10 protein-coding genes are annotated in these 12780 nt (G+C 61.7%); 3 read left to right on the forward strand and 7 right to left on the reverse strand.

Annotated features, from left to right (window positions below):
• Window positions 1-155 precede the first annotated feature (155 nt).
• Window positions 156-521, forward strand: a complete 366-nt coding sequence (locus tag HAD_RS00050) for a hypothetical protein (protein WP_035568492.1) — start codon at window positions 156-158, stop codon at window positions 519-521.
• A 95-nt stretch (window positions 522-616) separates the two neighbouring features.
• Here HAD_RS00050 and rplA read toward each other — a convergent pair whose 3' ends face one another.
• From rplA to HAD_RS00075, 5 genes are all read right to left on the reverse strand, one after another.
• Window positions 617-1312 (reverse strand): 50S ribosomal protein L1, encoded by a 696-nt coding sequence (gene rplA, locus HAD_RS00055; RefSeq protein ID WP_035568496.1) that lies wholly within the window; start codon window positions 1310-1312, stop codon window positions 617-619.
• Window positions 1313-1317: 5 nt separating this feature from the next.
• Window positions 1318-1764: a 50S ribosomal protein L11 gene (gene rplK / locus HAD_RS00060; RefSeq protein WP_035568499.1), complete on the reverse strand. Its 447-nt coding sequence runs from the start codon at window positions 1762-1764 to the stop codon at window positions 1318-1320.
• Window positions 1765-1924: 160 nt separating this feature from the next.
• The gene (locus HAD_RS00065; RefSeq protein WP_051595784.1) at window positions 1925-2776 is read right to left on the reverse strand and encodes a M48 family metallopeptidase; all 852 of its coding nucleotides are present in this window, start codon (window positions 2774-2776) and stop codon (window positions 1925-1927) included.
• A 114-nt stretch (window positions 2777-2890) separates the two neighbouring features.
• Window positions 2891-4804 (reverse strand): hypothetical protein, encoded by a 1914-nt coding sequence (locus tag HAD_RS18480; RefSeq protein ID WP_156942100.1) that lies wholly within the window; start codon window positions 4802-4804, stop codon window positions 2891-2893.
• A complete protein-coding gene (locus HAD_RS00075) occupies window positions 4804-6264 on the reverse strand; it encodes an OmpA family protein (protein WP_035568502.1) in 1461 nt (486 codons plus the stop codon). Before HAD_RS00075 ends, HAD_RS18480 begins: the two co-directional genes overlap by 1 nt.
• A gap of 98 nt (window positions 6265-6362) precedes the next feature.
• On the opposite strand from HAD_RS00075, the gene HAD_RS00080 reads away from it, so the two are divergent.
• Both HAD_RS00080 and HAD_RS00085 read left to right on the forward strand, forming a co-directional pair.
• On the forward strand, window positions 6363-7184 hold the full coding sequence (locus tag HAD_RS00080; RefSeq protein ID WP_035568505.1) for a TrmH family RNA methyltransferase: 822 nt from the start codon (window positions 6363-6365) through the stop codon (window positions 7182-7184).
• Window positions 7181-8074, forward strand: a complete 894-nt coding sequence (locus HAD_RS00085) for a class I SAM-dependent methyltransferase (protein ID WP_035568508.1) — start codon at window positions 7181-7183, stop codon at window positions 8072-8074. Before HAD_RS00080 ends, HAD_RS00085 begins: the two co-directional genes overlap by 4 nt.
• Window positions 8075-8274: 200 nt before the next feature.
• On the opposite strand, the gene HAD_RS00090 is transcribed toward HAD_RS00085, so the two are convergent.
• Both HAD_RS00090 and HAD_RS00095 read right to left on the reverse strand, forming a co-directional pair.
• A complete protein-coding gene (locus tag HAD_RS00090) occupies window positions 8275-11445 on the reverse strand; it encodes a TonB-dependent receptor domain-containing protein (protein ID WP_035571313.1) in 3171 nt (1056 codons plus the stop codon).
• A 243-nt stretch (window positions 11446-11688) separates the two neighbouring features.
• On the reverse strand, window positions 11689-12777 hold the full coding sequence (locus HAD_RS00095) for a DUF3667 domain-containing protein (RefSeq protein ID WP_035568511.1): 1089 nt from the start codon (window positions 12775-12777) through the stop codon (window positions 11689-11691).
• Between the last annotated feature and the right edge of the window lie 3 nt (window positions 12778-12780).

The following is a 12780-nucleotide window of genomic DNA, read 5'->3' on the forward strand; positions in this document are numbered from 1 at the left end:
CAGGTCAAACTTACTCCTTTAAAATCAAGGCCTAATGTAAACATCAGGTTTTCCTAAGCCGCCCCACAGGACCCAAGCCGCCAGATTGAACAATTGTCAGGCGCAAAGACGGGATCAATTCAGATCCTGTCCAGTTCCAGATGAGAGGTTCTGACATGAAATTCCAGAAAATCCGCTTCGCCCTTGCTGCTTTTCCGTTCGCTGTCGCCGGATTCGGCATGACCGCCACCGCACAAACCGGTGATGAGGCAGCCATCAGCTTCAATCGCGGCGCAACCGCCGCCGAAACCTACGCATCCATCGAGAAGTCCGCGCGCGACTACTGCCGCAGCGTCTATGACGATTCCAGCGCCATCGCAGGCGTCTGGCCGACAGCCGTTTCCAACTGCGCGGCCGATGTCGTCGACCAGACCGTCAACCAGGTGCAGAGCGCCGACCTGATGGAATACCACGTGGCCGTGACCCGCTCGGTTCAACCGACGGAAGACTCCGTCATCATCGTGACGGCCGATAACAACTAAAGGGGGCTTCCCCACCCCACCCGGCCCCTGAACGGAAAAGCCCGGCACCTTACGGCGCCGGGCTTTTCTTGATTCAGGTCAGGATCCGCTCAGGTTTACTGAGAGACCTCTGCGTTATCGATCGTGATGCCGGTGCCCATCGTGGACGAGAGCGAGATCTTCTTCACGAACGTGCCTTTCGCGCCGGCCGGACGAGCCTTCACAAGCGCATCGAGGAACGCATTGACGTTCTTTTCGATATCGCCTTCAGCGAAGGACGCCTTGCCGATGCCGGCATGGATGATACCGGCCTTCTCGACGCGGAACTCGACCGAGCCGGACTTCGCGTCCTTGACGGCCTGGGCCACGTTCGGGGTCACGGTGCCGACTTTCGGGTTCGGCATCAGGCCACGCGGGCCAAGCACCTTACCGAGACGGCCGACGACGGCCATCATGTCCGGCGATGCGATGACACGGTCAAAGTCCATGAAGCCGCCCTGGATTTTTTCCATCAGGTCTTCCGCACCGACGAAGTCGGCGCCGGCTGCGGTGGCTTCTTCTGCCTTCGCGTCTTTCGCGAACACGGCGACGCGGACGTCCTTGCCCGTGCCGGCCGGCAGATTGACCACGCCGCGGACCATCTGGTCTGCATATTTCGGGTCAACACCGAGGTTCACGGCGATCTCGACGGTTTCGTCGAACTTCGCCTTTGCGTTGGACTTCACCAGCGCCACAGCGTCAGCGACGGTGTAGGCTTTGTTTGCGTCAACGGATTCTGCAATTGCGCGTGCGCGCTTTCCTGCTTTCGCCATGGTTCTTACTCCACAACTTCGATGCCCATCGCGCGGGCGGAACCGGCGATGATCTTGGCAGCTGCGTCAATGTCGTTGGCGTTGAGGTCGGGCATTTTGATTTCCGCGATCTCACGCACCTGGGCCATGGTGACCTTGCCGACGGTGTCGTAGCCCGGCTTCTTGGCGCCGGACGCAGGCTTCTTGCCGAGCTTCAGCTTGGCAGCCTTCTTCAGCAGCACAGTCGCCGGAGGCGTCTTCGTGATGAAGGTGAACGACTTGTCCTGGTAATAGTCGATGACGACCGGTACCGGCAGGCCGGGTTCCATGGATTGGGTCTTGGCGTTGAACGCCTTGCAGAATTCCATGATGTTGATGCCGCGCTGACCGAGTGCCGGGCCGACGGGCGGCGACGGGTTGGCCTGGCCGGCAGGAATCTGGAGCTTGAGCTGCCCCAGCAGTTTCTTGGCCATATTGTCCTCTCGAACGTTTCAGATGGGGCGGTGGTCTTTCGATCCGCCCGGTTACAATGGAGGCTCCGCGGTCTGGCATGGCATGCCTTCCGCAGAAGCGGCGCGTATGGCGCATCTGTATCGTGGGGTCAAGCGGGGGCGGCAGACCGCCCCTACCCGGCTACATCAGGGCGTAGCCCTTGTAATTGATGTACTTCACCAGTTCCTGGGCCCGGCGGGCCGGGTCCGGGTGGGTGGACATGAATTCCGGCGGCCGCTGGCCCTTGGACTGGGAATCCATCAGCTCCCACAGGCGGACGGACTGGCGCACGTCATAACCGGCATTGTGCATGTAATCGACGCCCAGCTTGTCGGCCTCCAGCTCGTGATTCCGGCTGTAGGGCAGGATCACGCCAAACTGCATGGCAGCGCCGCCCAGTGCGCCGATTTCGCTGCCGTACTTGGAAAGCGTATCGGACTGGGCAATGGCGATCTGGCCGACGGCAAGCCCCGTCTGGGCGAGCGTCGTCACCGACAGGCGCTCTGCGGCGTGGCGTCCGACGACATGGCCCGTCTCGTGGCCCAGCACAGACGACAACTGGTCATCATTCTCGGTCAGCTCGGTGATACCGCGATACACGCCGACCCGGTTGCCCGGCATGACGAAGGCGTTGACGTCATCGGTATCGAACACGGCCACATCCCAGCTCTGCCCGGCGGCGATGTCGCCCTTCCGCTCTGCGCCATGGAGTGTCTTTTCCCAGACATGCAGGACACGATTTTTCAGGCGGGAATTTGCGGTCACGGGCGTTTGCGCCTTCATGTCCGTCCAGGCCGATGCCGCCATGGACGCGACTTCCTGATCCCCGAACAGCAACAACTGGCTGCGCCCCGTGGCCGGATTGGTTTCACAGCCGCTGACAAACGGGAACACCGTCCCGGCAGCCAGGCCCGAGATGATCGCCCGGCGGGACAGGTTCACACGCGGTGCGCCTTCAAAAATAGCGCTGTCGATATCGATCAGTTTCGTCATGTGCCTCTCCCTGTTCAGGCAAATCAAGGTTAGCCGCACGCCTGCAAATTGCAATCGTGCGACCCTTCATTCAGGCAAGACTCGCCGGTTCCGGCTGAACCCGGCCTGAATGTATCAGGCGTTCTCTGCGTCGCGGACCAGGACAGCCGCCTGCTCGACCCAGCCTTCGCGGATGATACGGCCGTTGAAATTGAGATGTTCGTCGACCCAGGCAACATTTTCCGGAGTCCATTCCGCGATCTGGTCATAGTGCCAGACGCCCAGTTCATTCAGCAGGATCTGGATCTTGGGCCCGATGCCGCCGATCAGGGTCAGGTCGTCCGGATGCCCTTCGACCGGACCGTTCATCGCCATGGGGCGCTCCGTCGGGACGGTGTCACCTGAGACGAAGGACACCTCCGCCTCTCCGGCAGGCTCGTCCGCCTCTTCAGGCGCGTCCTCAGGCTCTTCGATATCGGCCTGGTCTACCTCATCTGACGTCTCGTCCAGCGCCGAGTCATCCTCATCCTCATCCTCATCGTCTTCGTCTTCATCTTCGTCGTCGGCATCCGCCTCGTACGCATCCTCGAAGTCATCTTCCTCGTCATCGGCGTCATCGTAGGCTTCGTCGTCGTCTGTGTCGTCGTCATCATCCTCGAAGGCGCCGTCCGACTCATCGTCTTCTTCGTCATCGGACTCTTCCGGCTCATCCGCGTCATCTTCGTCGAAATCCTCGCCGTTCAGGTCTTCGGTCTCGTCGGCTTCCGCTTCGAAAGCGAAGTCCTCATCGTCGAACTCGTCTGCGTCATATTCCTCTTCGGAGAGCACATCCTCATCGGCGTGATCGGCTTCGGCGAGAGATTCCTCTTCATCGTCTGAGACATCTTCGAAGCCGTCGTCTTCAGGCGCGTCTTCTTCAGACGCTTCTGCCAACGCCTCATCAGCGTCGTCTTCGGCATCGCCTTCGTCTGGCAGTTCCGTCTCTTCCTCAACGGCCGGCTCTGCCTCAGGCAGTGCATCGAACGCCGCGTCCTCGACCTCGGTGTCTTCCACCTCGTCATATTCGGGTTCAGCCGCGTCTTCCGCAGGCGCTTCAGCCGCCGACATGTCTTCAGCAATCGCTTCGACCGCTTCCGTCACATCCGCGGCGGTATCCTCGATTTCCAGCTCTTCCAGCATGGCCTCTGCGCCGGTTGTTTCTGCGAAGGCCGTTTCGGCTACGGTCTCGGCTGCCGCCTCTTCAGCGCCGCCCTCGAAATAGGCGAGCCGCCCTTCCAGGAAACGGTTGCGCCAACGCAGGCGTGCCATTTCTTCGTTGAGGTCTTCATCCGCAACGACAGGCGTTTCCGCCGGGGCCTTGGCCAGCTCCCCTTCCAGCGCCTCGACACGCTGTTTCAGGTAATCGGCCTGCCATCTCAGTTTGGAGAGTCCTTCCTCATCTGCCGAAGGCCGCGCGGCGGCCGTTTCGGCAGCAGGTTCAGCCTCGCCGGAGGGGGCGGGCTCTGCGTCTGCCGGGGCGGCTTCCATTTCGGCCAGCTGGCTTTCCAGATGTTGCACACGGGCTTCCAGATGCCGGTTGCGCCAGACCAGTGTCGGCTCTTCGCCGCCTTGCGCCGATGCGGCGCCCGCGTCTTCGGATGCGCCGGGTGTATCTTCCGGCCCGCCGCGGTTCGGCGGCAGGACGATGGTGGGCATTTCCCCCTCGGCCTTCGGTTTGGACGGGTCAGCCGGGCCCGCTTTCGCCGTCTCGGTTTTCAGGGTCGCCAGTTCGGTCTTCGCCTTCTGCAGCTCCGCCGTCAGGTCTGAAATCTTCCGCGCGGAGGCGTCTGCCACATTGCCGCCTTCGCCGCGCTGTGCCCGCTGGGCAGCAAACAGCCGTTCGATCTCGTCACGCGCCTGATCCAGCTCGGTCAGGGCAACGTCCTTGTCGACAATGGCCTTGCGCATCCGGCCTGTCAGCAGGATGCCGCGCACGGACCAGCCCAGGATCAGGGCAAACACGGTCGCACCAGCCAGCACCATCCACATATGTGTTACAAGCCAAGCCATTAGTCGCTCCGTGTGAGAACTCTGATTTCTATCAGCCGGTCGCGCACCTGACCGTCGCTATTGTCATTAGACCGCGCAGGCTGGTCTGGGCCATAGGCAAGCGCAGACAGGCGGCCAGGGTCAGACCCTGCTGCCACCATATAGGACACGACCGCTTCCGCACGTGCCTTGCCCAGTGCATTTCCACCATCTGAAGCACCTGCCGGATCTGCGTGTCCGCCGATTTCGAATATCAGTCCCGGTGCGCACTGGTGTGACACGGCCAGTAATTTGTCGAGCGCGGGCCCGCTGCCGCCAGACAGGCCGGTTCCCGTGTCATCGAACCCGACCGGATTTGCCGCCAGCACCGCATCGAACGCCGACTGGCAGGCCACTGCCGGGTCATCGGCAAAATCGATTCCTGAAATTTCCGGAACATCCACATCGACCGGATCGGCCCAGACCGTGACCGGCAGGTCCGTATTCACTGAGGCGAGATCCTGCTTCACGGATTGAACAAGACTGGCCGGCGCTTCGCCTTCGACAACCAGACCGGCATCGCCGTCAGCCGGATAATAGCCCATCTCGCCCGCACGGAACCGCGCAAAGCCCGGCAGGCCCGCCTGCGCCAGCGCGACCCAGCCGTCAGGCATGTCCGGCGCGAGTTCCATCCGGTCGATAATTTCTCCGGTGGCATGATCCTGCGCGGCGCTGACCAGTTCGCGGCGTTGCGCCTCACTCCGTACCTTGCCTTCCAGCACCAGTCCCTCAGCTGTATGGGCGGCCGTCCAGACCGGCAGGCCCTTGATCAGCGGGAGTCCGCGATACGGGGCGGCCAGCGCAGAAACCTTGGCCGACACGCGTGCGCGCTCTGCCGGGTCGATCTGCGTGCCGCCCACCCGCAGGGTGTTCCCCGTCAGGCGGACTTCGCCGCGATCCAGGTCAGACAGCATACTCAGGCCGAAGCGCGCGACGCCCTGCCAATTGCCGCCCGGCGCCCCGGCGGCGACCTCCATACGGTTCTCCGGCGCCTCCCCAGCCGACAACTTCTCGGCCTCGGCCACGATCTGGCTCGCGATCATGCGCGAGGGGACGTTTCCGGACAGGATAATATGGCCGTCAGGCAGTTTCTGCGCCCGCCACACGAATGGAGAGACCGGCAAGCCAGGGTCGACCGCGACCTCGACGACTGTCACCCCGCCCACGATGACGCCGCCACCCCAGCCGGAGTGCAGAACCGTCTCGGCAGCCGCCATGGCCGCATCGTCCGAAGGGGCAGCCCCCTTCAGCACGGCCCGCTGGCCATTCATGCGCACATGCGCCCAGTCATATCCATTTCGGGCAAGGGCGGCGTTGGCATCCTGCTCAAGCTGCACGGCCAGGTTTGCAGGCCGCTGCGGAGACTGATACAGCCCCCACCATCCCGTTGCCACGAGGCCCGCCAGCGCGACCGGCGCCAGCAGGTAATCGAGCACTCTCATTCGGGACCCCGCTAACCTCCTGTTAGGCATTCCCTTTGTGATGGGATGCCCTATTCAGGGACCCGTCGCAAGAGTCTGCCGCACGCGATCCACAACGCATGAAACGTCCGCCTGAAACCCTCACCTCTCCATCGAACCCGCTGATCAAGTCCCTGAAGGGGCTTGAGCGGAAAAAGGAACGCCAGGCCAGCGGTCTGTTCCTGGCCGAAGGCGCGCGCCTCGTGGAACAGGGGCTCGCCAATCACTGGCAGCCGGACACGCTCGTCGTCGCCGCAGCGGTCGCAGACCGCCCGCACATCGCCGCCCTCGCCGACAAGGCAGAGGAGGCCGGCGCGCGCGTGGTGCTGGTGCCGGAACGGCTGATGTCGAAGATCACGCACAAGGACAACGCCCAGTCCGTTATCGCCACTTTCAAGCAGCGTCAGGTCGCGCTTGATCAGCTGGAAGTCCGGAATGGTCCGCGCAAGTCACTTTTCGTCGCCCTTTATGAGGTGCGCGATCCGGGCAATCTAGGCACCATATTGCGGACCGCCGACTGCGCCGGGGCGGACGGCGTCATCCTGGTCGGAACCTGTTGTGATCCTTACAGTTTCGAGGCCGTCCGGGCCTCCATGGGCTCGGTCTTCGACATGCCGTTTGCCCAGACATCGCACGAGGCGTTCGAAGCCTGGCGCCGCGCGGCCGGCATCGCCTCCGTCGCCGCGTCCGTGAACGGTGCCGCCCGTCACGATCTGGTGGATCTGCAACAGGATACGGTCATCCTGATGGGCAATGAACAGGCCGGCCTGCCCCCGGCCGTGGAGGCCGAATGCGACCAGCTCGTCCTCATTCCCATGCGCGGCGGGGCGGACAGTCTGAACCTTGCACAGGCAACGGCGATCATGGTGTACGAAGCGTGGCGGCAGCGGGATTTCCAATGAAAACAGAGACTAAGCTGCTGATCGCGGACGACTGGGAAGACTATGCCCTGCTCGATTCCGGCCACCTGCAAAAGCTGGAACGCTTCGGCAGCCAGACCGTGATCCGCCCGGACCCGCAGGCCTTCTGGGAGCCCGCCCACCCCGTGGAGAGCTGGCGGGCGGATGCCCGTTTTTCCAGTAAAAACAATGATGAAGATGGCTCCGGAAACTGGGAAGTCCTGTCCCCGAAAGCGCAGGACACCTGGCCGATGCGCTGGAACGGGCTGACCTTCAATGCCCGGCGCACCGCCTTCCGGCACATGGGCGTTTTCCAGGAGCATTCGGTCCACTGGCGCTTCGCCCAGGACCAGATCCGCACAGCCGGAAGGCCCATCAACACCTTGAATCTGTTCGGTTATACCGGGATGATGTCGCTCGCCTGCGCGGCCGCCGGCGCGGAGGTCGTGCACCTCGATGCGAGCCCCAAATCGAACGGCTATGGCAAGGAAAACCAGACGCTCAGCGGCCTCGACGACAAGCCCATCCGCTGGATTGCCGACGACGCGATGAAGTTCACCGCCCGCGAAATCCGGCGCGGCAACCGCTATGACGGCATCATCCTGGACCCGCCGAAATTCGGCCGGGGCCCCAAGAACGAGACCTGGCGTTTCGAGGAAAATCTCCCGGAATTACTGGACACTGTGCGCGATCTGCTGAGCGACAAGCCCCGCTTCGTCATCCTCACGGCCTATGCCGTCCGCCTGTCCTACCTCGCCCTCGCGCAGGCGCTGTCAGACCGGCTGGCGCCGTTCGGCGGCACAATGGAAATGGGCGAAATGGCCCTGCCCCAGAAAGACTCGGGCCGCCTGCTGCCAACCGCGATCTATGCCCGCTGGCGGGCGGCGGACTGACACCGCCCTTCCCCGCAAACCGGTTGGACCGGTTGGATAAGGCCTTGTCGGCAGACCATCACAAACACCGTCTATAGACACTCTACAGACCCTCTACGGCGCTGCGCTGAGCCCTGTGCCGGTCACATTTTGTTACGCCAAAAAGAAAACGGCGGTCCCGAAGGACCGCCGTTCCCGATTTTGCCATTTGGCGTGTCGACTTAGAAGTCGAACGTCGCACCCATGAAGATGTAACGACCGTAGGCGTCGTAGATCTGCGGGTAGGTGTTGCCGTTACCCGGAGCGTTACCAACGACGGAGGAGAGCGGCGGCTCTTCATCCGTGACGTTGTTCACGCCCAGACGCAGGGACATGTAGTCCGTTGCGTTCCAGGAACCCGAGAGATCGAAGTAGCTCTGGGAATCCAGGGTCTTGTTGATGTCGGCATAGGAACCGGCCAGCGCGACCTGCGAAGACGACGCAGCGATATCGACGCTGTCGAAGTAACGCCAGGTACCCGTCACGCTGAAGACGCCTTGCGTATCACTCCAGGTGACACCCATCTTGTGGCGATACTCAGGTGCGGCACCGTTCGCAATTTCGGTTCCGCCACCGCTTGCGCAGCTGCCGCCGTAGTAACCCACGCAATCGAAGATATCGTTTGCGCCGGACGTCGGGAGCGGCTTGGTTTCAAGCGTGTCGAGCCATGTACCGACATAGTCGAAGGCCAGCTCGCCTCTCGCATTCAGGTCCCACGAGTAGTTGGCCAAGAGGTCAATACCGGAGGTCGAAAGGCTACCGGTGTTGATGTTCGTGGCCGTGATGTAGCCCGTGGAGTTCGCCCACAGCGTACCACCGGTACCCCGGTTGATCAGCGAGCAGAAGAACTGGTCGCCGGTCTCGAGGCAGGTATCCAGCGTCAGCTGCTCAGGCACCGTGCCGACCAGGTCTTCGACAGTGATGTCGAAGTAGTCGAGCGATACCGTGAGGCCCGGGATTGCGGACGGCGTTGCAACGAAGCCGATCGTGTAGGTGTCCGAAGACTCCGGATCGAGATCCGGGTTACCACCGCCGAGCGTGTTGAACTGGCCAGCCGGGTTGTCACCGATGCTGCGGTACTGTGCAGCCGTCACACCCGTGTTTGCACACTGAGCTGCCGTTGCCGTCGGAGCCGGACCCGAACATGGGTCATAGGATCCGTTTTCGTTCTGGCTCAGGTCGAAGAGGCCGATGGACTGCGTAGTGAACAGTTCAAGGACGTTCGCGGCCCGAACAGCACGCTGGTAGGAAGCCCGGAAACGAATGTCGTTGCTCGGAGCATATTCGACACCGAACTTGTAGGAGTCGGATGCCACGTTTTCGTAGTTGGAACGACGATAAGCCGCGTCAACACCCAGCGTTTCGATGCCAGGACGGCCTTCGATCAGCGGAACGTTGACCTCACCAAAGAAGTCATAGACTTCCTGAGAGCCCGAAAGCGCAGTGGTCGGACCACCCTGACCAGCACCATCACCGGAGCGGTAGTTGCTATCCGGGTTGTCACTGATCGTGTCACGGCGATATTCAGCACCGAAGGCAACCTTCACACCGGATTCGGCGGCCGGGAACGTCCAGCCATACTCACCGAGGTCGGCGTACATTTTGCCGGTCACAACCGTCTGGGTCACTTCACCGTCACGGAACAGAGGCTGCGTGATGTACGCAACAGCTGCCGGATCCGGACCGTTACCCGAGAAGATATCGTAAGGCACGCAGTTCGGATCGTCGTTTGAAGGATCCGCGTCATTGTTGATCGCACAGACAATGTTGCCAGCCCCATCATCGGCAGCGTCGAGCGCGTAGCCGATCTTACGGACGGACAGGTCATTGTTGTAGACCTGAGCGCGGTGGTGGTTCGCGTAGACGGCCGAGATGTCATAGCCCCATGGCGTGTCGCCCAGCGTACCCTTGATGCCGATCACGCCACGGTAGGTCGTGTGACGCAGATCGTTGACGCGGTTGCCGCCTTCGACGTTCCGGCGAAGCAGCAGGACCGAGGCAAGATCCGTCGGGCCAAGCGCAGCCTGGTCAGGAAGACCATCGAAACGCGGGACGAAGTTGTCCTGATCGGGGAGAACAACGCCGGACGCATCCGTGTATTCGCCTTCAGAGTTGGTGTAGCGATCGATCGCACCGTCAGCAATCTCACCGCACAGGTATTGCACCTGCTGGGCGGACAGGAACGGGTTGTTACAACGAACGCCGCCAGCTTCACCCGCAACACCGTAACCGAACACACCGGACGGTGCGATCTGGGACTTGGTGCGGTTTTCCATGAACATCAGTTCCGTATACGCATTGACGTATTCGTTGATGTCATAGTTGGCGAACGTACCGAAGGAGTAACGCTCGTTCGGGCGCTGATAGTGGTTGTACGGGTTGTAGTTGAACGTATCCGTCACAAAGTCACGTGCAGCGAACGTACCATCCGTCGGGATCACACGGCTCCAGGTGCTTTGCGTCTGCGATGTCGCATCAACGATACCCGGGATGGTGTAGTCGCCATCCACATCGAGCAGGTTCGCGAACTGGTTCGTGGACGAACCGGCGCAGGTGAAGTCTGCACCATCATTTGCCGTGGACAGGGCGCACTGCGAGTAGTCGCGGTTTGCCTGAAGGATTTCCTTCGTATTCTGATACGACACGAAGCCCATGATATGGCCGCGGCCACTGTCGAGCTTGCCGCCGAAGGCAGCCGTCATATCAACCGATTCACCATCCGTCGTGCTGCCGTTTGGCACCGTGTACTGGGACGGGTTGTCAGCTGCAAAGCCTTCCAGGATGCCCTGGATGTAGCTGTTCGAGTTGTCGTGCTGATAGAAGGAGTAGTTCGTGTCGACACGAACGCCTTCAAAGTCTGTGTCGAGCACAAAGTTCACAACACCTGCGACAGCGTCAGAACCGTAGGTTGCCGAAGCACCACCGGTCAGCACGTCAACTTTCTTGACGAGAGCAGCCGGGATGAAGTTGATGTCCGGCGCAGCTGTGTTCACAGAACCGTATGGCAGGCGGCGACCGTTCAGCAGCGTCAGGGTGCGGGATGCACCGAGGCCGCGAAGGTTCACGGACGACGTACCCGTCGAACCGTTGGCAAGGTTGGACCCCTGCGCACCAAATGCCTGCGGCAGCTGGTTGATCATGTCTTCCGCACGCACAACACCGCGGACCGAGAAGTCAGCGGCGCTAAGCTGCGTCACTGGGCTGGTTTCAACCAGGTTACCGTTCTGCGGGATCAGCGAGCCGGTGATCACCACCGTCTCCTGACGAGCTTCGGTTTCGTCCGCAGCGGTTGCTACGGTATCGACAGCTTCGTCTGCTTCCTGGGCAACGGCGAGCATGCTCGCCTGAGCCATAAATGCTGCGCCCGCGAAAACGGACGAAGCAAGCAGGCGGGACTTCATAGATTTCCCGTTCACTATATTACCTCCAATAATTGAATTGCGCCGGTCGTCTGGCGCGTGTCCGGACCCCTGAAATCCAGACTTGGGGATATCGATAAGACCCTCGTCACCGTAGCGTCAACGCATCGTTACTGTTCTGTCATCGAAAGAATGGAGGGTGTGGTTTATTTGCCTCAGTCTTGGAGGCAAACGGGGTCAAGTCAGGAGAAAACTGAGGATAACCAGCCCAAGCGCCAGCAGAAACAGCACGGTTATGCCAAGAATCAGCAAAATGGTGGTACGAAGCGCCGCCATGAAAAAGCCGGTTCCGTAGGTGACGCGAAGCTGCCTGTGGAGGTACCAGACACCCCAGATTGTGCCGACGAGGGACAACAAGTCGGGTCCGATGTGCAGGAATGCGCCAACCAGCAGCAACAGAGTCGCCAGACTGTAAACAAACGTCTGGAAATGCAACGCAACGATGACGTGGTCGTAGACATAAACCGAGCGGCGCCAAGCATATATGACCGTCAGCATCAATGTCAGCAGCGGCATGAACATCAGGCTGAACCGGGGGGCCCACTCACGAAACCGGGCCGCGAAACGGTCCTGATTTTCGAACACCCGGGCGAACTGGTCGCCCGCCGCCTGGATGGTCTGGGCCTCGACAGGCGAGGTGCCGGGGGCGATGGCCTGGTCGATCATGCCGTGAAGGGCATCGCGGTCCACGGTCCCGTCTTCACGGACAAACGGCACCTGTTCGCCGGCCTCAAGGCGGGCGAGCACCGATTCCAGCCCTTCCCTGCCCGCCGGTGAAAGGTCATCCCGCTCCAGCCTGGCCTTCAGCTCCTCAATAGCGTTCGCTCGGCCTGTTTCGGAGATCTCCACGCCGGCGCCGGGATTGAGCGTCCAGTCGGCATACCAGCCCAGCCGGTCGCCCAGGCCGAAGACGGTGAGGAAGAACAGCAGCGAAGCCAGCAGGAACATGCGGAATGGCGGCACATAGCGCGCGCGTTTGCCGTCCAGATAGTTCCGGGTCATCCGGCCGGGGCGGAACAGCAGCAGCGGCACTGACCGCCACAGCCGGCTGTCCAGCGCAAACGTGTCCGCGAGGCTGGAGGCGACGAGGCCGAAGAACGGCCGGTGGAAGTTCGAGGCAAGCTGGCCGCAACGGCTGCAGTAGCGTTCCGTCACCACCGCGCCGCAATTCCGGCACGGCTCACCCGGCGGCTGAACCTTGTGGTGTTCGCCGGATGTCAGGCCGCCAAGGGAGGCCGCCCCAGCGGCTTCCATGTCGTGACTCATGCT

Source organism: Hyphomonas adhaerens MHS-3 (genome assembly GCF_000685235.1).
GTDB lineage: Bacteria > Pseudomonadota > Alphaproteobacteria > Caulobacterales > Hyphomonadaceae > Hyphomonas > Hyphomonas adhaerens.

What these genes read in the sequence shown, in the direction of transcription:
- HAD_RS00050 (WP_035568492.1), top strand. Translation starts at nt 156, where the DNA reads ATGAAATTCCAGAAAATCCGCTTCGCCCTTGCTGCTTTTCCGTTCGCT.
- rplA (WP_035568496.1), bottom strand. Translation starts at nt 1,312, where the DNA reads ATGGCGAAAGCAGGAAAGCGCGCACGCGCAATTGCAGAATCCGTTGAC.
- rplK (WP_035568499.1), bottom strand. Translation starts at nt 1,764, where the DNA reads ATGGCCAAGAAACTGCTGGGGCAGCTCAAGCTCCAGATTCCTGCCGGC.
- HAD_RS00065 (WP_051595784.1), bottom strand. Translation starts at nt 2,776, where the DNA reads ATGACGAAACTGATCGATATCGACAGCGCTATTTTTGAAGGCGCACCG.
- HAD_RS18480 (WP_156942100.1), bottom strand. Translation starts at nt 4,804, where the DNA reads ATGGCTTGGCTTGTAACACATATGTGGATGGTGCTGGCTGGTGCGACC.
- HAD_RS00075 (WP_035568502.1), bottom strand. Translation starts at nt 6,264, where the DNA reads ATGAGAGTGCTCGATTACCTGCTGGCGCCGGTCGCGCTGGCGGGCCTC.
- HAD_RS00080 (WP_035568505.1), top strand. Translation starts at nt 6,363, where the DNA reads ATGAAACGTCCGCCTGAAACCCTCACCTCTCCATCGAACCCGCTGATC.
- HAD_RS00085 (WP_035568508.1), top strand. Translation starts at nt 7,181, where the DNA reads ATGAAAACAGAGACTAAGCTGCTGATCGCGGACGACTGGGAAGACTAT.
- HAD_RS00090 (WP_035571313.1), bottom strand. Translation starts at nt 11,445, where the DNA reads ATGGCTCAGGCGAGCATGCTCGCCGTTGCCCAGGAAGCAGACGAAGCT.
- HAD_RS00095 (WP_035568511.1), bottom strand. Translation starts at nt 12,777, where the DNA reads ATGAGTCACGACATGGAAGCCGCTGGGGCGGCCTCCCTTGGCGGCCTG.